Annotated in this window: 24 protein-coding genes; 3 read left to right on the top strand and 21 right to left on the bottom strand. The window is 40.6% G+C overall.

Going from position 1 to position 24,126, the window contains the following annotated elements:
- The first annotated feature begins 91 nt into the window (after positions 1-91).
- Positions 92-1,030, top strand: a complete 939-nt coding sequence (locus tag V4762_RS01205) for a bile acid:sodium symporter family protein (RefSeq protein WP_347313945.1) — start codon at positions 92-94, stop codon at positions 1,028-1,030.
- A 51-nt stretch (positions 1,031-1,081) separates the two neighbouring features.
- On the opposite strand, the gene V4762_RS01200 is transcribed toward V4762_RS01205, so the two are convergent.
- The 10 genes from V4762_RS01200 to V4762_RS01155 form a co-directional block, all read right to left on the bottom strand.
- Positions 1,082-3,169, bottom strand: a complete 2,088-nt coding sequence (locus V4762_RS01200; protein ID WP_347313944.1) for a TonB-dependent receptor plug domain-containing protein — start codon at positions 3,167-3,169, stop codon at positions 1,082-1,084.
- A 179-nt stretch (positions 3,170-3,348) separates the two neighbouring features.
- Positions 3,349-3,699 carry a hypothetical protein gene (locus V4762_RS01195; protein ID WP_347313943.1) on the bottom strand — a complete coding sequence of 117 codons (351 nt, stop codon included), beginning with the start codon at positions 3,697-3,699 and terminating at the stop codon, positions 3,349-3,351.
- On the bottom strand, positions 3,696-5,813 hold the full coding sequence (locus V4762_RS01190; RefSeq protein WP_347313942.1) for a hypothetical protein: 2,118 nt from the start codon (positions 5,811-5,813) through the stop codon (positions 3,696-3,698). The genes V4762_RS01195 and V4762_RS01190 overlap by 4 nt, the downstream gene beginning before the upstream one ends.
- A 2-nt stretch (positions 5,814-5,815) precedes the next feature.
- Positions 5,816-6,601: a PilW family protein gene (locus tag V4762_RS01185; RefSeq protein WP_347313941.1), complete on the bottom strand. Its 786-nt coding sequence runs from the start codon at positions 6,599-6,601 to the stop codon at positions 5,816-5,818.
- Positions 6,598-7,053 (bottom strand): type IV pilus modification PilV family protein, encoded by a 456-nt coding sequence (locus V4762_RS01180; RefSeq protein WP_347313940.1) that lies wholly within the window; start codon positions 7,051-7,053, stop codon positions 6,598-6,600. The genes V4762_RS01185 and V4762_RS01180 overlap by 4 nt, the downstream gene beginning before the upstream one ends.
- Positions 7,054-7,119: 66 nt before the next feature.
- Positions 7,120-8,484 (bottom strand): autotransporter outer membrane beta-barrel domain-containing protein, encoded by a 1,365-nt coding sequence (locus V4762_RS01175; protein ID WP_347313939.1) that lies wholly within the window; start codon positions 8,482-8,484, stop codon positions 7,120-7,122.
- 209 nt (positions 8,485-8,693) lie between these two features.
- Positions 8,694-10,220: a hypothetical protein gene (locus V4762_RS01170; protein ID WP_347313938.1), complete on the bottom strand. Its 1,527-nt coding sequence runs from the start codon at positions 10,218-10,220 to the stop codon at positions 8,694-8,696.
- Positions 10,210-10,803 carry a PulJ/GspJ family protein gene (locus V4762_RS01165; protein WP_347313937.1) on the bottom strand — a complete coding sequence of 198 codons (594 nt, stop codon included), beginning with the start codon at positions 10,801-10,803 and terminating at the stop codon, positions 10,210-10,212. Before V4762_RS01165 ends, V4762_RS01170 begins: the two co-directional genes overlap by 11 nt.
- On the bottom strand, positions 10,800-11,168 hold the full coding sequence (locus V4762_RS01160) for a type IV pilus modification PilV family protein (RefSeq protein ID WP_347313936.1): 369 nt from the start codon (positions 11,166-11,168) through the stop codon (positions 10,800-10,802). Before V4762_RS01160 ends, V4762_RS01165 begins: the two co-directional genes overlap by 4 nt.
- Before the next feature lie 68 nt (positions 11,169-11,236).
- On the bottom strand, positions 11,237-11,587 hold the full coding sequence (locus V4762_RS01155) for an Mth938-like domain-containing protein (RefSeq protein WP_347313935.1): 351 nt from the start codon (positions 11,585-11,587) through the stop codon (positions 11,237-11,239).
- Between the two features lie 131 nt (positions 11,588-11,718).
- Between V4762_RS01155 and V4762_RS01150 the strand changes: the two genes are divergently transcribed.
- Together V4762_RS01150 and V4762_RS01145 are read left to right on the top strand one after the other, a co-directional pair.
- On the top strand, positions 11,719-12,678 hold the full coding sequence (locus V4762_RS01150) for an ROK family protein (RefSeq protein WP_347313934.1): 960 nt from the start codon (positions 11,719-11,721) through the stop codon (positions 12,676-12,678).
- 127 nt (positions 12,679-12,805) lie between these two features.
- A complete protein-coding gene (locus V4762_RS01145) occupies positions 12,806-14,374 on the top strand; it encodes a DUF255 domain-containing protein (protein WP_347313933.1) in 1,569 nt (522 codons plus the stop codon).
- A gap of 149 nt (positions 14,375-14,523) precedes the next feature.
- On the opposite strand, the gene V4762_RS01140 is transcribed toward V4762_RS01145, so the two are convergent.
- The 11 genes from V4762_RS01140 to V4762_RS01090 form a co-directional block, all read right to left on the bottom strand.
- Positions 14,524-15,150, bottom strand: coding sequence for a ribulose-phosphate 3-epimerase (locus tag V4762_RS01140; RefSeq protein ID WP_347313932.1), 627 nt, complete (start codon positions 15,148-15,150; stop codon positions 14,524-14,526).
- 16 nt (positions 15,151-15,166) lie between these two features.
- Complete coding sequence (gene rpiB, locus V4762_RS01135) at positions 15,167-15,610, bottom strand: ribose 5-phosphate isomerase B (protein ID WP_347313931.1); 444 nt, start codon at positions 15,608-15,610, stop codon at positions 15,167-15,169.
- Between the two features lie 77 nt (positions 15,611-15,687).
- A complete protein-coding gene (gene fbp, locus V4762_RS01130; protein WP_347313930.1) occupies positions 15,688-16,659 on the bottom strand; it encodes a class 1 fructose-bisphosphatase in 972 nt (323 codons plus the stop codon).
- 49 nt (positions 16,660-16,708) lie between these two features.
- Positions 16,709-17,914, bottom strand: coding sequence for a phosphoglycerate kinase (locus tag V4762_RS01125; protein WP_347313929.1), 1,206 nt, complete (start codon positions 17,912-17,914; stop codon positions 16,709-16,711).
- Positions 17,901-18,917, bottom strand: coding sequence for a type I glyceraldehyde-3-phosphate dehydrogenase (gene gap / locus V4762_RS01120; protein ID WP_347313928.1), 1,017 nt, complete (start codon positions 18,915-18,917; stop codon positions 17,901-17,903). The genes V4762_RS01125 and gap overlap by 14 nt, the downstream gene beginning before the upstream one ends.
- Positions 18,901-19,953, bottom strand: a complete 1,053-nt coding sequence (locus V4762_RS01115; protein ID WP_347313927.1) for a transketolase family protein — start codon at positions 19,951-19,953, stop codon at positions 18,901-18,903. The genes gap and V4762_RS01115 overlap by 17 nt, the downstream gene beginning before the upstream one ends.
- A gap of 30 nt (positions 19,954-19,983) precedes the next feature.
- Complete coding sequence (locus V4762_RS01110; protein ID WP_347313926.1) at positions 19,984-20,865, bottom strand: transketolase; 882 nt, start codon at positions 20,863-20,865, stop codon at positions 19,984-19,986.
- On the bottom strand, positions 20,855-21,751 hold the full coding sequence (locus tag V4762_RS01105; RefSeq protein ID WP_347313925.1) for a phosphoribulokinase: 897 nt from the start codon (positions 21,749-21,751) through the stop codon (positions 20,855-20,857). Before V4762_RS01105 ends, V4762_RS01110 begins: the two co-directional genes overlap by 11 nt.
- A 1-nt stretch (position 21,752) precedes the next feature.
- Positions 21,753-23,030: a type III ribulose-bisphosphate carboxylase gene (rbcL, locus tag V4762_RS01100; RefSeq protein ID WP_347313924.1), complete on the bottom strand. Its 1,278-nt coding sequence runs from the start codon at positions 23,028-23,030 to the stop codon at positions 21,753-21,755.
- A gap of 30 nt (positions 23,031-23,060) precedes the next feature.
- Positions 23,061-23,714 (bottom strand): fructose-6-phosphate aldolase, encoded by a 654-nt coding sequence (gene fsa, locus V4762_RS01095; protein WP_347313923.1) that lies wholly within the window; start codon positions 23,712-23,714, stop codon positions 23,061-23,063.
- Positions 23,714-23,842 carry a hypothetical protein gene (locus V4762_RS01090; RefSeq protein WP_347313922.1) on the bottom strand — a complete coding sequence of 43 codons (129 nt, stop codon included), beginning with the start codon at positions 23,840-23,842 and terminating at the stop codon, positions 23,714-23,716. Before V4762_RS01090 ends, fsa begins: the two co-directional genes overlap by 1 nt.
- Between the last annotated feature and the right edge of the window lie 284 nt (positions 23,843-24,126).

Raw genomic sequence — 24,126 nt, 5'->3', positions numbered from 1 at the left:
GTAAATCTTTCAATATAGAAAAATATTATAAAATAATTTATACTAAATACCATATTTTTTTATTACAATATCTGGCACACAAGGAGGGTAAATGGAATTTTTCGAAAGGGTTTCCAATTGGATCACAAAGCTTTTTCCATTGTGGGTTGTAATTTTTGCTGTTGTTGCGTTTTTATTTCCTGAACCTTTTAAGCCTTATGGTTCCTGGATTCCATGGCTTTTAGGCGTAATAATGCTCGGTATGGGACTAACTCTGACTCTGGATGACTTTAAATTAGTTCTTACCAGACCTCTTGATATATTATTAGGCGTTTTAATTAGATACTTTGTGATGCCTGGCGTTGCGCTTTCTGTTGCGCTGCTTCTTAGACTTCCTCCCGAACTCGCTGCTGGCCTGATTCTTGTAGGATGCTGCCCAAGCGGCACAGCGTCAAATGTTATGACATTCCTATCTAAAGGCGACACAGCACTTTCTGTTACAGTATCAAGCGTAAACACATTTTTAGCTCCACTTCTTACTCCAGCTATCTTCTTATTTCTTGCAGGCAGATTCATCCCAATAGATCCAAACGGGCTTTTTATTGATATTTTAAAGATAGTACTTTTGCCTATTGCAATTGGAGTAATACTTAGAACGGCTGTGCCAACTTTTATTAAAAAAATAGTCACAATAATTCCTGTCATTTCAGTGATCAGCATAATAGCCATAATAGCAATAGTCGTGGGGCTAAGCGCTGCAAAGTTAGCAACAGTAGCTCTAATAGCTTTTGCTGCAGTAGTTCTGCATAATTTGCTCGGCCTTACCCTTGGATATTGGGCAGCAAGAGGAGCCAAGATGCCCCACTACAAAGCAAAAGCCATTACTTTTGAGGTAGGCATGGAAAATTCAGCCCTTGCTGTCGCTCTTGCAATAGCTCACCTAAATCCAATAGCAGCGCTACCAGGTGCAATATTTAGCGTGTGGCACAACCTCTCAGGTTCTACTCTTGCAGGGTTCTGGGGCGCCAGAGACAAAAATATAGATCAATAAAAAAAGCCCCTCATCATCTTAGAAAAATGGTGGGGGGCTTTTTGCTAACTATTAAAAAGTTAGAGTTAGAGATCCAAATACGCTTCTTCCTGGCATAGGATACCCAAATACCTCTTGATACTTTTTATTAAAAATATCATAGAACATTAGATCCATTCTTAGGTCGTGCTTTGGTATTAGATAAGATATCCCAAGGTCTGCAGTATAATATGGCTTTATCGAAACAAGCTCAAGCTTACTGCTATTTGGTGCATACAGCAAATTTTGCTTTGATACGTAGTGATTGTCAAAATCTAAAATTAAGCCATTATCAAATTTTTTCTGAAAGGTTAAATTTGCCATACTTCTTGGAAAATAGCCCAAACCGTTTAACAGATGCTGGGTGTCAAGCGCATCGTTAACCTTTGTGCTTCTTTGATAGGTATAAGTGAACACTGTATCAATGCCCTTTATTCTCTTTTTAAGCGTTGTTTCAGCTCCATACATATTTACTTCATCTACGTTGTAAGCCACTCTGTTTGTAGGATTTGGATCAATTCTAAACATAATATAGTCGTGAATAGAATAATAATAGCCATTAATAGAGTAGTCAAATCCGAATCTCTTTCCTTTAATGCCAAGTTCTACTGCGTTTTCCTTTTCAGGCCTTAAGAGATAGTTTACTGGCCTATATCCGGGTGCAGGAGCGCCATTTGCGAGCTTTGATCCGCTATAACCTGTAAGCCACCAGTAGTATTCAGGATTAGTGGGCATCCTTGCAGATTTGAAGACTGAAAGCGTTGCGGTGTCGTTTTTAGTTAGCTCGTAGTCTAAGCTTATTCTTGGAGTGATCGCATCGCCAGTTAGCGATATGCCCTGTACATAAGTTCCTCTCCCGTCCTGTAATATAGGCGCTCCCTCTGCGTGAAAGCTATCATACCTTACGCCCATATAAAGAGATGATTTCTTTGATATCTTAAATCTATCATCAAGATATGCTGAATTGTAAATTATCTTCTGACTCGATGGGCTATCTTGATTGTATGTGGCAGGGTTTGTTTTTTCGTAAATTATAAATGTGTCCCCTGAGCCCTGATTTTTAAAGTAATAGCCAAATCTCACGTGGTGCTTTGAAATATCCCTACTAAAATCCATATAGAATCCATCGGTCTTATCAGGCTTTAGATCCCTTATAAGAAGCCCAGGATTTACCTCGTATCTATCTTCTCTATTTGTAAAACCTGCGACCTTAGCTTTCCAGCCAAATATTTCTCGTTCATACGACAGATCCAGAAGAGTCTTTTCCTTTTGCCAGTAAGCGCCCATTACGGGCGTCCTTGTAGGTCCCCCACCGGGAGGCATAAATTCTCCAAGTGATGTAGAATATGATGGATCTATGGGGACATTCCACAATGGGTTTTGAGGATCATTTGATTTTCTATTACTTACTATAAGGCCTCTTTTTACCTTTGTATAATAAACTGAGGCATTAATTTGACCATCAAAAACGTTTGGGATAACCGTGGAAAAGTTAAATGAGTTTGAGAGAAAATCGTTGTTTCTTAAAAATGGGTCAGAGGAGAGATGATCGATAGAAATATTGAAGGGTATATCCTTTATCTTGTTTTCGTAATAAAACCTATAATTTTGAGTATCCCTTGTGCCGTATGAACCAAAAAATTCTGTTATCGGCGTGCCAGTCGGAACTCTATTCTTAATCTCTACTGCACCGCCTAAAACTCCGAGCTTAGCGTCCACACCGCTTTTTACAACCTTAATAGAGTCAACGTTTATTGGCGGTATAGTGCTCCAGTCCACATAAAAGCCGCCATAGACGCCTGTGGCATTGATATCTCTTCCATTCTCAAATACTTTCAATCTGTTACTTCCAAAACCTCTGATCTTAACCACATCGCCCGTGTCTCCCAGAAGAGATTTTTCTGAGATCTCTACTCCTGCCATATCCTTAAGATAATCAGTAATGGAAAAGCTCATAGCAGGGTTTACCTTGAATACGTTTACCACATCTGCATTCTTCTCTTTCTCCTTGCTCCCGTAGACTACAATCTCTTGAAACTGGGAAGAATCATCACAAAATCCAATTTCTGCCAAACCTGAATAAAAAAAAGCAAAAAACAAAAAAACAAATACAATAAACAAATATCCTCTACCTCCCTTAAAAAAATAAGCCATGAAGACAAGAAGCCTTCATGGCTTTAATGCTAAATTTAATAAATTTAAAAGCGCCCTAATTCATTTAGGACATTTTCTAATAAAATTTTAATCTTATTTTAATATATCAAAAAATTTTCTAATGTCAAGAAGGATATGCTTCATCTCTACTTCGACTTTAATATCCTAAAAAACAAAAACAGGCTGAAAATCACTCCTATAAAAATTGCAGACATTTGAAAATAAAAAGCATTTGGGCTAATAGCTTTATAATTTTGACTTACTATATTTGAATTTTGGTTAGATGAATAATTTTGCATTTGACTTGATTGATTAATATGTTGATTATTTGAGTCTAAAGCAACCTCTCCTTGACTGCTATTTGAGCTCTTGTTACTCATAGTGCTGCTTTCAGGCATAACCTTCGGTCTATTTGGATCGTCTGGACTCCACATAAGAGCATGAGACACGCCAGAAAATACAAATAAGAAGATTAGGGAAAAAAGTAAATATTTCATAGTTTTATTATCTCTACCGTCATGCTATAGTTTGCCAGCATATTTGGGCTTTTTGGCAGCGGAAACCATGGGGTGACAAAGTATCTTAAGCGGTTATCGTACACATATTCATCTTGATAGCCATTTGTCAGAGCGCTACCATTGAAGAAGCCCCATACCCCGTGCCAGTTCTCAACTAACATACCTCTTGTAAGGGCATATCCGAGCAAATTATCGCTGCCATAACCCACTGAGAAGTATGGATAGTTTGAGGTGCTTGCAGGATTGCCACTCGCCACATTGCTATAATAGTGATAATTATCAAATACCCCTGTCTGAATAGTATTGTCATTGTTTCCCGTTTGCGTCCCAAAGGTAAGGATCTGTCCATCAAATGAGTAAGTTTGGTTATCAGAAACGTTCGTCCCATCATTGGCATAGTCAGCCTTAGCAGGAGGTTTACTAGCATTAGATTTTACATTTAAGAATATATTCCTTGCCACAAGCCCAAGTAGAAATCTGGAATCATCTGTCCCAGAATACGACGTGAAGCTCCCGTCAGGGTTAACGAGCCTCTCAGGATATGTAAGACTATAAGTAAGATAATTGGTCCCACCGTCTCCAATTACAATATCGCCCGCTGCTGCCACAGTAAGCCTCCCAGACACGTAGTACTGCCAGGGATTATTCGGATCTTGAGGATTGGCAGGAGCCTGCCCCGCAACCAGATCTGCCATATCTTCGCTTGAACCATGTCCATGTCCTGAAAGCTTCAGCGCGTTGTAGAGATCGCTTGAAGAGCCGTAGTCGCCTTGTGGCAGAATGCTTGTTTGCATTTCCTTTACATGGCCGTTTATGTATATTAGATTAAAGTCTGTATGATCTGTTATTACATAAGGATTACAATTGTCGCTATTTATATTAGCAGGACAAGATGCAAAAGGGGCATCATTCGTATATTTCCAGTTGCCTCCTGTATATTTTTGAACATAGAATATCTTCGTGGATAGCTCGGTATCAGTAGCAGTAGAATTGCTGGACCTTGGTATGTCTATAAGCCATATCCTATACTGAGCATTCGAACTTGATGTCAGAGTGACCCTATAAACCGATGCATATTTTGGTCTTCCATTAACCTGAAAGTTCATCCTCATAGAAGAGAACTCAAATTGTTTTACAGAGTAGGTATTGTTTATAGCACTTGGATTTATATATAGGGAATAATAATTGCCTCCAACGATCGAGCTAAACCCGCTATCAAAGGCTACAAAACTGCTGTTACTGCCTGTTAGCGTGCTGTTCCCTTTAGCCTCGCCTGGCAAAAGGTTGACTCCCCTACCCAGGACATTTTGGGTAAAAGAGTATTTTGGGTAATTTGTTTGAACGCCCGCGCTCCCCTGATAAGCTATATGCTGCCAATCTGAAGAGCCACCAGGTTGAGCACCATACCATATAATTTGTCCACCAACTCTCAGATCGGGAAGCGCTGGAGCAGTGGGCACGAATCTATTCAGAGCATCAAACATCGGTCCCGTAGGAGGGTTCGCATTAGTGTTTGCGTTTTGCCAATAGGCGATGCCCACGCTATCGTTTGTGTAATATGGTCCTACTAACCTACTAAAGCCTCCCAACCACCAGTTGCCCCCAGATGTTCCGCCCGAGTTATAATCCTTATTGGTAAGGAGCGCTGCGTTTGGAGGGGAGTTATTTATGTCAAAGTGCACGTTGTATTGCAATACATTTTTCCCACTGTTTAAATCCTTGGCTACAAAGGAAAGATCGTAGTGACAATCAGTCCAGTTAGTTGGATTGGGATAAAATGCATAATCAGCGCTTGCTAAATCAACCTCTATATTGGGATTCCCTGTGCCCCTTGTGTTATATTGTTGACTGGCAGAAATTCCCAGGCTTCCTGGATCTGGAGGTGTTCCCTGGTTTGCTACAAATTGCTGCTTTATAGCGTTTACGTATTTACTCGAAAAGTCTTGTGCAGCATAAACTGACTGATCGTATAGAGCATTTTGCGTTGCAAATTTTATTGGATTTATGCCCAGAGCTGCTATCGCCACCGAAATAGTTAATATCAAAGCCATTATTATTAAGACGATTATCAGTGCAGAACCATTTTTGTTCACACTTAATTCCCCCTTACAAGAAAGATTGGAGTAACCTGAAATGCCCCTGTTTGACTCCCTCTTAGTGAAGCATTAACTTTGGTATCTGCTTCCAAGGTAACCGATATCTGAATGCTTTGAACGTTTTTACTCAGATCCACTGGATTGGTATTATTTATAGAACAAGAAACAGAATTTGGAGGATTCACTATAGAAGAGCACGTCGAATTGCTACAATAGTTATAGCAGGTAGGCGCGATGCTTATTACGTTTACATTCTTCGGTGTCACTGTATTATCTATTGGGTTTCCCACCACTGTGGCCCAGTCTGATTGATAAAAGGTCACGATTCTGTGAAGGCTTTTTGAGCCATCTGAATTGTTTTCTAAACTATATTCTATCTCTTTCCTGGGCGCCAGATCGCTTACAGTACAGGAAATGTCATACACAGGGTTGTTTGGATCTGTCCCAATCTGATACGAAGTATTGTATTGATTTGAGCTATTATAATAAACGCATGCAGTCTTAAATCTGATTATCCCGCCAGCAGTCTGGACAGGCACGAAAGTAGTAGAATTTGCCATACTTTGACCAACGTCCAGATTTACACCCCTGCCGGCCAGAGCAAGATCTTTTGACATAAGAGTTTGAACTGTAGAGATAGCAGAGCTCGTAATGTTTCTGTTTTGGGATGAGATAAGCGTGTTGTTTGCATTGATAAGAAGCACTGTAACTCCCGCTGTGATTATCACAAGTATAGTCAGTGTTACCATTAACTCGATAAGAGTGAAGCCAGATTTTTTTCTCACGGTGAAACTGCCTGAGGCTTGTCAATACGCTCAAATCCCTGGACCTGGCAAAGCGCCCCTCCAGGCTTGCCGCAATTCCAGCTAACGCTAATAGTTACAGCAGCATATTCATACTGTGTGCCCGAACTATTATCCGAAACAGTAGTGGTTCTTTTTCCATTAAGGGAATGATTTATCTTTACTATTTCTGTCACTCCATTTTGAGCCAGGAGGGCATTCCAACCAACGGCCACATCGGAGCTATTTTGAAGATTTGCCATAGCTGATAGTTGAGCTAACTTTTGGTTCACCAGCCCTTGAGCATTTGTTTGCTGAGCCGCTGCCTCTTGAGCTCTTATAGATCCAAACAAAGACATTGCAAGAGTCATAAGGCCAAAGGTAAGAAGAACAGCCGCCACCATCAGCTCTATTAGTGTGAAGCCCCTTTTATTCTTTTTTAAGCTACAAAACATAATATACCCCTTAAATTTCGCCCGTAATCATAAACATATATTATATTACAAAAATGAAAATTAATATTAAACCAAAGGTTCATGCCATGAACCAGTAATAATAGGTGAGCTTAAATAATTTGACAAAAGATTGGTTATATTGCTGAAAGTAGCAGGATTATACACTATTTCACTGCCGGCATTTACTTGCAAGTTTCCGCTCTCTACCAGCAAGGCACCGTTTATATTTGAATTAGAATTCATCTGCACAGTTGTTTCTCCTATTTGGGCAGAGCCTGAGGCATATACAAGACCATTTATAGTGTTGTTACTACTGATAGTCAGATTTCCTAAAGAAGAAGAGCCAGCGCTATTCCCGACGTAAACCAGTCCGCTCAAGCCATTCACATTAGAATTGATATTCAGGTTACCGTCAGAAATTATAATATTGCCATTAATGGTAGAATTACTGTTAAAAGTTACAGAGGTATTGTTTCCCGTTGTGATGATGTTTCCTGAAATCGCATCAGAATTGCTATTTAAGATGAGATTTGAATTGCTGCCTGTCAAAATAATATTGCCACCTATGCTAATCTGTGAATTCGCGCTATCTGTTACGCTGCCGTTTGCATACAAACTCTTGCTAACTATTAAGTCAGCGTTTGAATTTAAGTTCACCGCATTTGACCACATGTTCCCATTCACTGTAAGAGAACTGCCGTTATTGACTGAAAAATTCGAAGAGCTTATGACAAGGTCACCGTTTATTGTAATGTTGCAATTATTGTTGTTAAGGCTGCCATCCGTCAAGATATAATTTCCAGTCAACGTTTGACCGCAAGTAGGATTTGAAAGTGTAGTATAGTTTGTGGGCGCAGCAGGAATGCTCGGTGTCATACTGCTGACTACTTGATGAATAGCGTTTTTGTAAGGCGTAAAGTCAGGAAGATGCTGTTGGGGTCCTATAACAGATGAGTTTGAATCTTTCGATAAAGTCCCGCTGAGCAGTGCGCCTGGTATATTCGGATTGTTTGTAGTAATAGTTGAGTTACTGTTCATATTTATATCCCCATTTGCTATAACTGCCCCCGGAATTGCGTTTCCCAGATAAACTGTTACAGATCTCTTTTGTGGTGCGCCTACAGAAGCGGTTATAATTTTCGTAATATATCCTGAAGCAGTAGCTGGATTTATCACGCTTATATTTACGCTCAGCCCTTCTCGCGAAGTATACTGCGAGCTGCCATAAGGCAGGTTTTGGGCCGTTGCATAAGCTACTCCTTCTTCACACGCAGACAGGGCCTGAACAGAACCCGTTTGAGCAGAAGAGGTTTTAAATAAAGATATATTCAAAGCTGCCCATACTCCAATTACTATTACGAAAAAAACCATAGCCCCGATAGCAATCGGCAAAGCGAATCCGCTCTTGTCAGAAAGTTTTTTACTGAACATTTCTGAGCTTCACCCCCTTTGTATTGGGTTACTTGTTTTAATGATATACCAAAATAAAAAAATCATCAATATATTCTACAAATAAGCACTTTCAAACAATGCAAATTAGATTATAATCATAATACAACTTTGCGATACTGTTAGGAATGTTTTTGAGTAATAAAGAGATTTGCAGAAATTGGGAATTCTTTTGCAGGCTAAGTTAAAAATTAATTGTATATTTCATGCCATGAACCGCTAACTATAGTTGCATTGGTCGTAATATATTGGGACAATAGATTATCTGCAGAAATAAGATTGTTTTGATTGTAGATAATACTGTCATTTCCATCCAACGTAATCTGATCATTGCTGTTGTTATAATTATTTGCCCAAAGTGCACCGTTTATCGTATCATGACCATTAGAAGTAAATTGTCCATCAGTATACACAAAGCCATTTATTGTATTTCCACCATCTAAGATAAGATTCCCGTTGTTGTTATCACCGTTTGCATTAACTGACCCATTGCTATTCACAGTACCAGAACCTACATAAAGAAAGGCCACATTTAAAGTGCTTTGACCATTAAGCGTCAAATCACCATCTAAGAGATAAATATTGCCAGTAACAGTAGAAGAACTATCCACCAAAAAAGTCGCTCCATTGCCATAAAGTAAAATATTGCCGCTTATATTGGATGCGCTATTTAAAGTAATGTTTCCCGTCGCTAAAATTATGTTTCCCGAAACATTAATTGGATCAGAGCTTTGATTTGGTATCAAACTGCCTTGAGTTAAATACAGGTTTCCGCTGCTAACATTAACAGAGGACCCGCTGGTATTAAGGGTTATAGAATTATTTGACCAGTAGCTACCGTTGTTTACCGATATTGAGCCATTAAGGTTTATCTGGCTGCTTGTGATAAGATTCCCATTGCTAACCGAAATAGTTGTTGGTGCATTAGTGTTTATATTTGTTGCAGGAATCCATAGGTTTCCTCCGGATACGGAAATAGTAGAGGAGTTATTTATATTAATGTTTCCATTTAAAATGAGATTCCCGGTAACATTTATAGAGCAACTTAGATTATTAACGATATAATTTCCTGTATAACTGCCTCCACACGTTGGATTGGTTAGTGTGGTATATCCAGTTGGAAGGGTTGGCGTGCTGGGTATTTGATTAGATTTTACAATGTTCGAAACCACACTGGTTACCGCAGTGCTATATGGACTAAAGCTTGTTATCTGTTGTGCTGGTCCGTTTATAGTTGCGCCAGCATGATTTGTAATCGAGCCAGTATACAGAGCTCCAGGAATGCCAGAGTTGCCAGCATCCAACAGATTTTGCTTGCCGTTAATTCTTATGTCACCATTAGAAATTACCGGACCAGGAATCACGCTGCCAGAACCCTGAACCAGCACTCTGACGCTTCTGTGCACAGGACTACTTACAGTAGCAGTAACAGTCTTGGGAGATGTCGCTGCAACGACTATAGCTACGCTAAGTCCTTCCTTTGAAGTATAAGAACCTCCCGTGTAAGCCGGATTGGAATCCAATTGATTTATAGCATAAGATATCCCCTCTTCGCAGGCAGACAAAGCGCGAATAGAAGAGGTCTGTGCTGAAGAGGTCTTGAACAAAGAAAGGTTCAGAGCTGCCCATACTCCGATTACTATTATGAAAAAAACCATCGCTCCAATAGCAATCGGCAAAGCGAACCCGTTCTTGTCAGAAAATCTTTTACTGAACATTTCTGAGCTTCACTTCCTTTGTAAAAGTATAAGAATTATTGCTCGATTTTAAATTCGCAGTTATAACAATCTGGACCACGTTATAGTTTCCAGAGGAGTCCACCTGATTTGGGACAAAATTAGCGCTTGAATTTACCGAACCCAATACAGGAGAGAATACCGTAAAGACCACATTTGGAGGGTTGATAACTGAACAGCTTGTGCTATTCACACACCTTGACAGGTTTCCATTTTGCAATTGATATTTCACTACACTATATGCGCCAGTCCCATCGGGATTTCCTGAATTGGGCACATCCAGATTAAACGATATGTAGCCAGAGCTGCCCTGAGCGCAGACCACATTTGCATTTACGGTAGTGCCAGGGCTTATCTGAAGATTTATATATCCAGCTTCTCTAATCTCCCTTGACATACCATAAAGAATATTTGGAACGCTAATAGATATGTTGTCTATCTCCTGATTTTTAACAAAGGATTTGCCGCCGCTTGAAAGAGCATATATTACAGCAATAGCTATCATCGATGCTATTACTATAACCACCAAGAGCTCGGTAAGAGTAAAGCCACCCTTTTTCCTCATTGGCAGGCCTCAGATTGCAAATTGATATTTTGGAACCTTGCAGGAGACGCTGTATCGCTGACAGTTACGTTTAACAAATCACAACTAGAATTGGGATCTTTTGAGCGCACAGCACTCAATTTAAAGCATATACTGCCATTGTTAACACAATCATTTGAATTTTGGATATTTACAGAACTGCCCAAACTAAGAGCCCTCAAGCTCTCCATTTGAGAATCAGCAAGTATATTAGCCTGGTTTAAAATATAGTTGTTTGCAGATGCCTTCAGAGATGACGACAGACCCCAGGCCAGCGCAATAAGAGCAAAAAGTAAAAAAACAGAAGTGATCAAAAGCTCTATCAGAGTTACCCCTCTTTTATTCACTTTTTTCTCCCTTAATTTTGGATTACTTTTCATAATGATATACCAAAAAAGTTAAACAATCAATAAGCTCAGCACGTAAGGTGAAAGAGTGCCAGGGGCGCCATCCCATCACTCACAAACTCGTTAAACTTATCGGCAGCTTTCTTCGTATCATATAACAAAACTTCTTTTTTTACACCCTTAAAATATCTGATCAGATCATCTTCAACCCTTACCATACCATATGCGCCCGTCCCACATATTATATGTGTAACATTTTCTACCCTATTCAATATGTTTTCGATGTCAGCAAGAGAGAAGGCATGTCCTTCTTTCCTCCACCACGGATAAACGAGTACCTCATCCTTTGTAAAGACCAGATCTTTTTCATACTCTGTTCCATTTATCTTTATAGATCCAAATTTATAATAATCTATCACAACAATCACCTCTTTTTTATAGCGATTTAATATTAAATAATAATTTACTACATATTTTCTAAAACTTACAATTCACTCTTAAATATGTCACTTTTTACAAAAAAATAAAAATAATATATAGTATTCGTATTATGAATAGCAAACTTGAATTTGAATATTATATAGGCATCGATATCGGCGGCACGAGAACAAGAGTTGCCCGTTTTTCAGAGAATTTGAGACTAGAAGAGAAGTCGATCATAGAAACGCCTCTTTATGAAAAGAATCCTAAAGAATTGCTGGAAGAAATTTCCAATAAAGTACAGGATTTAAAAAAGTCTAACTTAAAGTTTGCAATTGGCATATCAGCTCCTGGTCCATGCGACACAAAGATGGGCATAGTAAAAAATCCACCAAATTTACCTGGTTGGAGTGAGATAAGAGTTAGTGAATTCTTTAAAGATAAATTTGACACCCATGTATGCCTGGAGAACGACGCAAATGCAGCCGCCCTTGCAGAATATAAAATTGGTTCAGGAAAAGGTTATAAAAACATAGTTTACTTTACGCTCTCCACAGGAATAGGCGGAGGGATAATCATAAATGGTAAGATTTATAGAGGTTTCGAGGATAGCGCAGGAGAATTTGGACACCAGATAGTCCTCTTAAATGGTCCAAAGTGCAGATGCGGGAGCAAAGGATGTCTGGAGGCAGTTTCTTCAGGCTATGCCATCTCAAGAGATGCTCTTTCGAAAGCCTTGGTTAGAAAATCTGGCATTCTTTACGAAATTTACAAAAAAAATGGCACGATAAATGCACAGGATGTTTTCTTGGCATCCAGCCAGGGCGATGACATTTCCTGGAAAATCCTAAATAAAGCCATTACATATATGGGCATTGGAATCAGTAACGTCATCACAGTGCTCTCCCCTGAATGCGTAGTTTTGGGCGGAGGCCTTACAAATCAAGAATATATCATAGATGAAATTAGAAATTTTGCGACAAACCACGTAAAAATGGCTCCGATAAATAAGATAAAGATAGTAAAAAGCTCCCTTGGCGATGATTCGTCTCTTTACGGCAGCGTGTTAAATATAATAAAATTACAATAAACTATTATATATAAGCTTCAATAAAGAATAATATATTATTTCACGCCATTTTACCCTTTAAGCTTTTACTTAATGTATAATGTAGTCTTGTAAAAAATATTTTTTGCTATTAATCGGAGGTTTAAAAATGAATAAGCTCTCAAATGTAGATAGCGAATTTCTAAGCTTACATAAAGACGATCTTGTTAACTGGTACCCATGGTCAAAGGAATGCTTTGAAAAGGCTAAAAATGAGGATAAGCCAATCCTTCTTATTTCCTGTGCCCTTTGGTGCGAAGAGTGCCACCAGATAGCAAATGAGTTATTTCTTGATCCAAACGTTGCAGAATTTCTAAATAAAAATTTCGTTTCTGTGCTTGTAGACAGAGATGAACACCCGGAGGTAGACAGGCGCTATCAAGAAGGCATATCGGTAATTATGAAAGATTCTGGATGGCCGCTGATAGTATTCCTCACTCCCGAAGGAAGAGCTTTCTACGGTTTTGTTTATAGAAAAACTAATGAGGAAATTGGATTCAAAGATATACTTGACAGGGTATTGGGGATGTTCAAAGAGGCAAGAGAAAAGATAGAAGAGCTTTCAAAAAACAACGAGGAATTGATCCAAAAACACTTTCATACCGAACCAATGGGAATTGATAATAACATAATACACTTTTCTGTAATGGAAGTGCTTGAAAATTGGGATGATGTTTCGGGCAGCATAGCTTTAGACCAGAAATTTTATTTCCCATCCCTATTTGAAACAATGGTAAGTCAATATATTTACGAAGCTCAAGATGATACAAAGGAAGAGATTAAAAAGGCTATTTTGCTTGTTCTGAGAAGCATGGCAAAAGGCGGAATTCACGACAAAGAAGAGGGCGGCTTCTTCAGGTGTTCGGCCGATGATATGTGGAAGTGCACAAGAGAAGAAAAGACCACTGTCGATAACGCCGAGTTATTTAGATTGTATTCCAAGGCATTTAGAACCTTTGTTAGCGCAGACTTAAAGGATACGATAAATCAATTTAAAAAATATTTTTCAGCAAATGAATCTGAAGAGGGCGGCTTCTACGCTTCCAATTCAAAGATAAATGGCAAAAAATTTGTAGACAGAACTATATATACCGATGTAAACTCTCTTGTAATAGAGGCATTTTGTGAAGGCTATCATGCCACATCGGACAAATATTTCTTGGACAGCGCAATAAAAACTGCAGATATGTTGCTCTCTGCCAGACTTGAAAGCTCACAACTCCTAAGGTCAAAAAACAAACCGGGCATATTGCCTGATTATGCATACTTTGGCTACAGCCTGCTGAAATTATTCGACCTAACCAGGGAAGAGAAATATCTTAACTCAGCAAAGAAGGTTATAGACATGGCACTGAATAAATTCTGGAATAGAGGAAAAAGTGGCTTTTTCGAGGTTAAAAGCGAAACTGGCTTATACGATCAGGTCGAGTATCTCTTAGATATGCCCACATCAGCACCAGGGCCATATATCTTTATGGGCATGATGGAACTTTTGAGAAATTTCCCTGAGGAAATAAAATATGAATACTTCCTTGAAGAGTACGCGAAGAAAATAATGGGCTCAGTAGATAAAAACCCGATTCACAGCGGCTCTGCATTGAGAGCCCTTGATGCCTTGATAAATCATCCAATAGAAAGAGATGAAGTTATAGACGTTAAGAATCAGATATTTAACTAACTTTTTTTCTATTTCTAATAAAATATAGCGCGACCCCAATTACGAGGCCAATGAACAGTGATATGAGAAATGTCTCCAATTTTCTCTCCTAAAATATAATGTAGAAATTTAGTCTATACATTATACACTATCTTGTTTCATATCAAAGTCTATGTCCTAAGCCTTCTGAACTCGTTGGGGTCTTTTGCCTTGAAAAATGCACTGCCCATCACAGCCAAATCTACACCAATTTCCTTTAGCTTCTCTCCCCAGAACATATCCACCCCACCATCAACCCAAATCTCAAAACTTCTATTCGGGTACAGTCCAATTAGCCTCCTTATCTTTTCGAATACTGGTTCTATAAAGGTCTGCCCCCCGAATCCAGGCTCCACGCTCATAAAGAGAACGTGGTGTACAAACGGCAATATTTCCAGTATGGAACTCTCGTGCACTCCAGGTCCAATGCTAACCCCGGGCAAGAAGCCCATCTCCTTGAGCATTGTACAAAATCTTACCGGAGAAACGGTGGCCTCTTGGTGAAATGTGACCTCTTGTACTGTTTTCGGGATTAGACTTACAAATTTTTCTGGCTCTTTTACCATTAGGTGTACAGACGCGGGCAGCTTCGAGCACTTAGCCAAAAAGGCAGCGAACTGCGGTCCAAAAGATATATTGGGCACATAGTGACCATCCATAACGTCCACATGCCAAGCGTCAGCGTATGGCTCTAATTTTCTTATATTATCTTCAAAATTTAAAAAGTCTGCTGACAGTATAGATCCAGATATTAACATACATAGCCTCCAAAATTTATAAAAATTTTTCCAATTCCATAATCTGCTCTACTCTTCTAAGATGTCTGCCGCCTTGAAACTCGGTATTTAAGAATATATCTACAAGCTCTTTTGCAGCATCGAAATCGGTAAACCTGCCGCCAAGGGCTATCATATTTGCGTTGTTGTGCTCTCTTGAGAGCCTTGCAAGCTCTGGCGCATAAACCAGAGCACACCTAATGCCATTTATCTTATTTGCGACAATTGATGCGCCGATTCCAGAACCGCACAATACTATCCCCCTCTCACACCTTCCGGTAGACACCGCGCTTGCAGCCTTAGCTATGATTGGCGGATAATCCACACTCTCATCGCTAAAACATCCAAAATCAATCACCTCATGTCCGATAGATTCAAAATAACTTTTAATCTCATTCTTCAGATCAAAGGCTCCGTGATCTGTGGCAATTGAAATCTTCATCTTAATCTCCTTAAAGAAAATTTATATACTTAAATAATATCAAAAATCCCTTCATAAAGAACATCAATTTTTTATTTTTACCCTTCTTTAGTTATCTCCAGAAATTCTTCCATATCGGCCTTGCTGCCCATAAAGATAGGCGTTCTTTGGTGAAGATACTCTGGCTTCACATCTAAAATTCTGGTGATGCCATTGCTGGCAATGCCGCCCGATTGCTCCACCAAAAATCCCAATGGGTTGGCTTCATAGAGCAGCCTTATTTTTCCATTTTTATTTGTGCTATCCGCTGGATATGCGAATATTCCGCCCTTTAAAAGAGTTCTGTGAACGTCTGCTACCATTGTAGCCACATATCTTTGCGCATACCCTTTTTCTTTTACAGTGTCCACATAGTTTCTTAAGCCGTCTGACCATCTTTTGTAATTTGACTCGTTGAAGGCATATATCTTGCCTTTTACAGGTATCTTTATGTCAGGATGAGACAGAATATATGAGCCCACACCAGGATCTAAGGTAAAACCGTTTACGCCGTTCCCTGTGGAATATACCATCATAGTTGATGAGCCGTAAATTACGTAGCCCGCAGCCACCTGTTTTCTGCCTTCCTGGAGAAATGAAGTGTCATCGTCAGATATTCTCTTGTAAATTGAAAATATCGTGCCCACGCTTATATTCACGTCCACATTGGATGACCCGTCCAAAGGGTCAAGACTGATAACGTATTTTCCATCCTTCCCATTCTCAGGGAAATAGGCCTTTTCCATCTCTTCTGATACCACAGCAAAGAAGTCGCCAGTAGAGGCAAGGTGTTCCACCAGCCAGTTGTTTGCCAGCTCATCTAATTTTTGGACCTCTTCACCCTGAACGTTTATCCTGCCTACTTTGCCCAGAACGTCCACAATTCCAGCTTTTCTAATATGAGATGATATTATCTTGGTCGCATTCTCTATTGAGATAAGTATGCGCGATAGAGCCCCTGATGCCTTAGAATATCTTTTCTCTTCCTCAAGTATAAATCTGCTCAGATCTATTCCCTTTTCTATTTTCATAATTCTAACCCTCTTCCAACATTATTTTTATGTTTTACAAGTTAAAACCCTACATTATTTTAGGAAGGGCGTCAATTCCAGGCAGCTTTTCACCTTCGAGAAATTTCAAGGCTGCTCCGCCACCAGTAGAGACGTGAGAAAAGTAATTCACCATATTCGTTAACCTCAAAACGTCTGCTGTGTCACCGCCACCACAAACGCTTGTTGCATCGCTTAGCGCCACCGCTAAAGCAAGTGCCCTTGAACCCCACGAGAATTCAGGGATCTCAAAAACTCCCATTGGGCCATTCCACAAGATAGTCTTTGCCTTCAATATCTCCTCTTTGAAAATTTCCAGAGTTTTAGGTCCAATGTCCACTCCATACCAATCTGCAGGTATTCTTGAAGCATCGACAAGCCTACAATCGCTGCCGCTAATTATATCCCTTGTCATCATTACATCTACTGGCAAAATTATCTTCTTTCCCATCTCTCCAGCTTTATAAAGTATTTGACGCGCCACGTCATCAATCGATTCTTCTACAAAGGATTTGCCCACATCGTATCCATTTGCTCTCAAAAAGGCAAAAGCCATTCCGCCGCCAATACAAATAGCGTCTACCTTCTCGATCATATTATTGATAAGCCTTATCTTATCTGAAACCTTTTTACCCCCTAAAATCAGGAGGAATGGTCTTTCTGGACTTTTCAGAATCTTGCTCAAGGCAGTAACCTCCTTTTCAAGTAAAAATCCTGCAAAAGAAGGCAAGAGTTTTGGCACAGATGCTATAGAAGCGTGCTCCCTATGACATGCACCAAAAGCCTCCTGGACAAATATATCAGATAGCGATGCCAGATATCTCGCATATTGCATATCGTTTTTCGTCTCGCCCGGACAAAATCGAAGGTTTTCCATTAGCAAAATCTCGCCATCTTTTAAGTCATTTGAAATAAAGTTCTCTAACTCTCCCCCCGCACACTCAGCAATAAAGTTTATATTAATGTTCAGCATTCCAGAGAGCTTTTTTCTTACTCCCTTTAAAGAAAAATTGGATTCTTTATTCTTTGGTCTCCCAAAGTGAGAGGCCAGAATCACCTTCGCCTTTGCAGCGCATAGATACGCCAGTGTGGGTGCTACTGCCCTCAGCCTCATATCTCCAGTCAGGTTACCATCTGAGTCGGCAGGATCGTTTAGATCTGCTCTCACAAAAACTCTTTTTCCCTGAAGTCCGTATATTGGATAATCAAGCAAAGATGCCCTGTCAAACCCTGTCACATGGATCACACCCTCCCGATATAAACTTTGTCAGGTCGACAATTCTGCTGGCATAGCCAAATTCATTGTCATACCAGGAAAATATCTTGTAAATATCTTGAATTTTTGATATCAATTGTCCGTCTACAATAGAAGAATATCTGCTGCCTATAATATCGCTTGAAACCAAGGGCTCTTCTGAATAATGCAAAATGCCTCTCATTGAGCCTTCGGAATAACTTTTGAAGGCTTCTTTTATGTCTGAGATCTCAGGACTATTTCTAAGATTCACAGATAGATCTATTATGGAAGCCGTCGGAACAGGCACTCTCAGGGATATGCCGTCCAACTGGCCTTCAAGCTCTGGAAATATCTTTCCAATAGCCCTTGCAGCTCCTGTAGAAGTGGGAATCATATTTATAGCAGCAGCCCTTGCCCTTCTTGGATCTTTTTTGTGCGTGCCGTCCAACAGCCTTTGATCGGACGTGTACGCGTGAACTGTAGTCATTGTCCCCTTTTCAATTCCAAACTCATCGTTTAAAACTTTACAAACAGGCGCCAGGCAATTGGTCGTGCAAGACGCTGCCGAAATGACCTCGTGAGAAGGGGATATATCTTTATGATTTACCCCGTATACCACCATAACTTCTGCATCTTTGCTTGGAGCACTAATAAGTACCTTTTTGCATCCTGCAACAACGTGCTTGTACGCATCATCTCTTTTAGTAAATTTACCGGTCGACTCTACTACCGCCTCAATCCCCAGATCTTTCCAGGGGAGTCTGGTAATGTCAGCTCTTTCTTCAAAAATGAGAATTCTCTTGTTGTTTATATACAGAGACTCGCTATCATAAGCTACTTCCTTGTCAAAAGATCTATATACAGAGTCATGCTTTAATAAATTGGCCAACATAGCGGTATTTTTCGAACTGTTTATCGCCACTACGTCAATATCTCTCTCATCGCTTGCAATTCTGGTAACCAAACGTCCAATTCTTCCAAAACCGTTAATTGCTATTCTCATCTGACATCCCTCCATCAACTTCTGATTCTAAGGCTCCAAAGTCACTCTTAGTTGATGCTGATATCTCGTAAATCTCGTTTGCCTTTCTCCTCGTCTCTAAAAGCCTCAGCGCTTCTTTTGCTATATCCTCTGATGTAAGCTGGTATTGCCTTAGAAGATCCGCAGGCTTGCCTGACTGGCCGAACTGATCCCTTATGCCCATCCTTGACATAGCTACAGGAAATTCTTCACAAATGCACTCAGCGACCGCACTCCCCAGTCCGCCTATTATGCTGTGCTCTTCAACGCTCAATGCAGCTCTTGTTTTGATCAAAGACTCCACAAGAGTTTCTCTGTCAAATGGTTTAATGGTATTAAAATTTATTACCTCTGCTTCCACGCCTAAGCCAGAAAGCTTCTCAGCAGCTCCAAGCGCCTCATAAACCATTATTCCGCAAGCAGCTATGGTAATATCTTTTCCCTCTCGAAGAGTAATAGCCTTTCCAATCTCAAAGGGCTTGCCTGGAGGAGTGACTACTGGAGTAGCCATCCTGCTAAGCCTTAGATATACAGGACCCTCGAAGTTCGCGGCTGCAAAGGTAGCCTCATAAGCTTCATGAGCATCAGCGGGGACAATAATTGTCATATTTGGAACAGACCTTATTATTGATATGTCATCGATTGACTGATGGGTAGCTCCGTCCTCGCCCACCGTAATCCCTGCATGGCTTGCAGCAATCTTTACATTAAGATTCGTATATGCTATCGATTGAAAGATTTGATTTAGCACCCTTTGGGTAGCAAATATTGCAAAAGATGAACAAAAAACCACCATCCCGCAAGCCGCCAATCCAGCGCTCACGCCTATCATATTTGCCTCTGCAATACCAACATCGAAAAATCTATCTGGAAATTCTTTTGCAAATCTTATTGTTTGAGTAGACTTGGCAAGATCAGCGTCCAGAACCACTACGTTGTTGTTTTGCCTGCCAAGCTCTACCAGCGCTCTTCCATATGCCTCTCTTGTAGCAATCTCCCTATCAGATATAATGGTCACACAGAACAGCTCCTTTCCTTTATTTTCTTCTTAATTGCTGGAATCTACCTCAACCTCATCAGATTCCACAAATTCAACTCCTTCAAAACCTTTCAGAGCCTCTTCTAATTGATCGGGCTTTGGAGCCTTTCCGTGCCAATCCACATTGTTTTCCATAAAACATACACCCTTACCCTTTACCGTATTGGCAATTATCGCAGTGGGCTTGGATGTATACGATATAGCCTCAAGAGCGGGTATTAGCTCAAGAAAGTCATGACCGTCCACCTCTATTACAGTCCACCCAAAAGCCTTCCACTTCGCCCCCAGGGGTGAGACCCCCATAACGTCCTCTGTGCAGCCATCAATCTGTAAACCATTTCTATCGATAATAGCCACAATGTTTGTAAGTTTGTAATGAGAGGCCGACATAGCGGCCTCCCACACCTGCCCTTCCTGACACTCTCCGTCTCCAAGAAGAACAAATACCCTATAGCCGCTTTCCAGAATCTTTGCAGAAAGAGCCATCCCTACGCCCACGCTCAGGCCTTGTCCCAAAGATCCTGTCGACATCTCGACTCCTGGCACCTTTTTCATATCAGGGTGGCCTTGCAGGGGGGATCCAATCTTTCTAAGATCGTCAAGCCATTCGTACGGGATAAATCCAGTCTCGGCAAGGGTGGCGTACAAGGCTGGGGCGGCATGGCCTTTTGATAGGATGAATCTATCCCTCTCGGGGTCCTTGGGATGCTTTGGGCTGATTCTCAATATCCTGAAGTATAGAGATGTCAGGATATCCACGCAGGAAAGTGAGCCTCCAGGATGTCCAGATTGAGCTTTGGCTATCATCTTTACTATATTCTTTCTGATAATCAAGGCTTTTTTCTCAAGCTCATCGTATTCTGGCTTATACACGATCCTGCTAAACGGCATCTTGGAACACCACCTCGCTATTTTTGTCTTTAGATGCTCTGATCTGTTTTATTCTGGCAGCGAACAAGACCAGCATAGTCCTATAAGGCACTACCTCTTTCTCTTTAACCTTGGATAAAACGTCCTGGCGTATGGAGAATATAGATCCCATGTCTTTTAGCTGATCCTGAATCAAGTCGCTGTATATCCCAAAAACGTTCATCTTTCTGCCCGCATACCATTCAGTGAAACACTGCCAATTATCAAAATTACATGATTTCAGGTATCTTTTTATCCATGGGTCGTCGACTGGCTCTTTCCAGTCAACTCCAATTGCAGAAGAGCTATTTTTTGAAATCTTTAATTTGATTATTATATCTGCAAGCGCACACTGAGGCTCTACAAAATTTCTGATATCTCTTTGTCTGAGTCTAATCTCCTTTGCAACCTGTTCTACCGAATATCCCCTCTCTGCTGTGTCTCTTTTTACCTTCCAGTTAAATTTCAACTCAAGGTCGGTGTCATAGAAAACCTTCATATCATAAAGCTCTGCCAGAGATTTGAAGAAAAATGGATGCAAACCCTCGCATATTATGTAAGGCATTGGAACCACCCATTCAGGGTCGCCAAAACTGCCAGTAGAGTGATCGTATACAGGCTTTAAGACCTTTTTACCCTGCTTTAGTAAAAATAGATGCTCGATTGCAAGGCCCAGATTATTTGCCCTTGGATGAAGAGGAGTAATCCCCACAGCCTTTCTCTCGACCCTATCCAGAGAGTGATAGTCATCAAAAGAAACGGTTCTTACCTTGTCTCTTCCCAGAAGAGCAGCGATATCCCTCACAAAGGTGCTCTTTCCAGCGCCGCTATCTCCAGCTATCCCAATAAAGACAGGATCCACACTCACCTTAAGCACCTCCCCACTTTGTCAGTGCTACCTCAAGAGCCTTGCTGCTTCTGGCACCTTCCTTTAGAGACCTGCCTTTTACCACGCATTCAATTGCATCTCTTACAGCCCTTGCCCCCATTCTGGTTCCCTCAGGGTGTCCGTGAACCCCGCCGCCATACTGAAACACGGCATTCTTCCCAAATATCCTAAATAGATCTGCCGTATGTCCTGGGTGAAGGCCTCCCGATGCCACAGAGAAAACGCTCTTCATATCACCCCAATTTTGATGTGGCAGATATGTCCTTACATTCACCTCTTCACTAGATCCAAGGGCTTCATGACACACCAGTACGTCGTCTCTGTCTCCTTCCATCTTACCTACTACAGTGCCAATATGAAGCTGATCCATACCCGCAAACCTTAATAGCTTTGATAAAACCAGCATATGAATTCCATGTCTCTTATTTCTTGCAAAACTTGCAAACATAGCTCGGTGAGCGTGCAATATCAACCCACAGTTCGAATCCCTAAGACTCTGCACTCCTGCAAAACCTGTGGTCACCACATCTACCATCGCATACTTTCCGCCCTCTTTCTTCACAAGAGCCGTCCTTCTAAGCATCTCCTCAGTGGGAGCTGTAACGTTTGGCAGATACGCCTTCTTTTCGCCCGTCTCCTCTTCAGCGCGCCTAACCGCATCAAGAGAATACCTTACCCTCTCGTCAAAGTTAGAAAAGTCTTGATGGGTCAGGTTCTCATCGTCTTTTACCAGATCCAGGCCTCCAACGAGCGATTCATACACTACATTTGCCTGTTCTCTGGGATCTAAGCCAAGCTTTGGCTTGACAATTGTGCCTACTAATGGCCTATCCATTACACCTAATGCGCCTCTTACGCCATCTACTCCAAAGGCAGGTCCCTTTAAGTCATCTAAAAATTTTTGGGTAAGAACAATGTCTAATAGCCTCAGATTCTCTACCGCCCTCATTCCAAATACATTCCCTGCAACGCTACTCAAGAATTGCGGGATATTTCCAGCCTCGAAGAGAACCTCTGGATAGGCTATCCTTGCTACATTGCCCTCTATTGAATATACCCTTGCCCTTAGCTCGTCCCAGATGCTCTGTTTCATAGTGGCAAGATCTGTCCAGGTGCCTATAGATGACTCAGATGCCACGGCTCCGGCCGCCTCTTTTATATCCGTTCCCGCAGCAGGCTCCACATAAAAGGCCGCCAATACGTCGCTTTTCTTAGGGGTATAGCTTAAATCCAAAAAATTCGTATATTTTATATTCATTATTTCACCTCATTATTTTTATTTATCTAACTATTTTGACTCCTGAAGCCCTTTCCAATCGCTTAGAAATTTCTCAATGCCAATGTCGGTCAACGGATGCCTGAACATTGCCTCCAGAACCTTTGTGGGGACAGTAGCTATATGAGAGCCTGCTTTTGCAGACTCTATTACATGAATAGGATGCCTTATACTTGCTGCAATAATCCTGGTAGTTATTCCATATATCTTGAATATGTGCGCCAAGTCTCTTACAACTGCCATGCCGTCTTGAGATATGTCGTCTAACCTTCCCACAAAGGGGCTCACGAAGGTAGCCCCAGCCTTAGCCGCAAGGAGCCCCTGACTGGCAGAGAATACAAGTGTAACGTTCGTCTTAATGCCCTCCTTTGACAAAACGCTCACGGCCTTCAGGCCCTCTTCTGTCATTGGGATCTTTACAGCAGTATTTAGCTTCCAGGATGAATACTCCCTTGCCTCTTTTATCATCTGATCTGATTCGGTTCCTATAACCTCCACGCTGACAGGCTCCTTGACCAGCGAGCAGATCTCCTTTATGACTCCATTGATGTCCTTGCAGCCAGCCTTTGCAAGAAGTGATGGATTTGTGGTTACGCCGTCTACCACACCAGTGGGAGCCAACTTTCTAATTTCGTCAATTTTCGCAGTATCTAAAAAAATTTGCATTACACTCTCACCTCCAAAAATTTTTTAGGAGTGAAATCCAGGCCGACAATGTCATATAGCCTGAGATTAGACCCACAGAATAAAAACGCCCCTAAATTAAAGAAGCCAAAATCAATCTCGTCTGTCATTGTCAACCTCCTTTTATAAGTATGTCTGACAATATTATAATTAATTGTCAGACTTGTCAAGCATTTCTGACATAATAAAATATTAGCTTAAATAAGTAACTTTTAAATATTGTCAGACAATTTATAAATGCATTTCACCTTCATAGAGATCATAAATAACCAAAATTAAGCCAATAAAATAAAATATTGCAGATGTTTAGAGTGCCCCCAATTTTGCTATATATTTTTGCTAAGATAAAATCAACCAATATATTAAGCATTTTCCTATTTGACATCTTTTTATC

The organism is Thermodesulfobium sp. 4217-1 (genome assembly GCF_039822205.1).
Lineage (GTDB): Bacteria > Thermodesulfobiota > Thermodesulfobiia > Thermodesulfobiales > Thermodesulfobiaceae > Thermodesulfobium.
This window is presented reverse-complemented; position numbering and strand designations above follow the sequence as displayed.

Coding starts and splice junctions, on each gene's coding strand:
- V4762_RS01205 (WP_347313945.1), top strand. CDS start 92: ATGGAATTTTTCGAAAGGGTTTCCAATTGGATCACAAAGCTTTTTCCA.
- V4762_RS01195 (WP_347313943.1), bottom strand. CDS start 3,699: ATGAAATATTTACTTTTTTCCCTAATCTTCTTATTTGTATTTTCTGGC.
- V4762_RS01180 (WP_347313940.1), bottom strand. CDS start 7,053: ATGTTTTGTAGCTTAAAAAAGAATAAAAGGGGCTTCACACTAATAGAG.
- V4762_RS01175 (WP_347313939.1), bottom strand. CDS start 8,484: ATGTTCAGTAAAAAACTTTCTGACAAGAGCGGATTCGCTTTGCCGATT.
- V4762_RS01170 (WP_347313938.1), bottom strand. CDS start 10,220: ATGTTCAGTAAAAGATTTTCTGACAAGAACGGGTTCGCTTTGCCGATT.
- V4762_RS01165 (WP_347313937.1), bottom strand. CDS start 10,803: ATGAGGAAAAAGGGTGGCTTTACTCTTACCGAGCTCTTGGTGGTTATA.
- V4762_RS01150 (WP_347313934.1), top strand. CDS start 11,719: ATGAATAGCAAACTTGAATTTGAATATTATATAGGCATCGATATCGGC.
- V4762_RS01145 (WP_347313933.1), top strand. CDS start 12,806: ATGAATAAGCTCTCAAATGTAGATAGCGAATTTCTAAGCTTACATAAA.
- V4762_RS01140 (WP_347313932.1), bottom strand. CDS start 15,150: ATGTTAATATCTGGATCTATACTGTCAGCAGACTTTTTAAATTTTGAA.
- rpiB (WP_347313931.1), bottom strand. CDS start 15,610: ATGAAGATTTCAATTGCCACAGATCACGGAGCCTTTGATCTGAAGAAT.
- fbp (WP_347313930.1), bottom strand. CDS start 16,659: ATGAAAATAGAAAAGGGAATAGATCTGAGCAGATTTATACTTGAGGAA.
- gap (WP_347313928.1), bottom strand. CDS start 18,917: ATGAGAATAGCAATTAACGGTTTTGGAAGAATTGGACGTTTGGTTACC.
- V4762_RS01110 (WP_347313926.1), bottom strand. CDS start 20,865: ATGCCGTTTAGCAGGATCGTGTATAAGCCAGAATACGATGAGCTTGAG.
- rbcL (WP_347313924.1), bottom strand. CDS start 23,030: ATGAATATAAAATATACGAATTTTTTGGATTTAAGCTATACCCCTAAG.
- fsa (WP_347313923.1), bottom strand. CDS start 23,714: ATGCAAATTTTTTTAGATACTGCGAAAATTGACGAAATTAGAAAGTTG.
- V4762_RS01090 (WP_347313922.1), bottom strand. CDS start 23,842: ATGACAGACGAGATTGATTTTGGCTTCTTTAATTTAGGGGCGTTTTTA.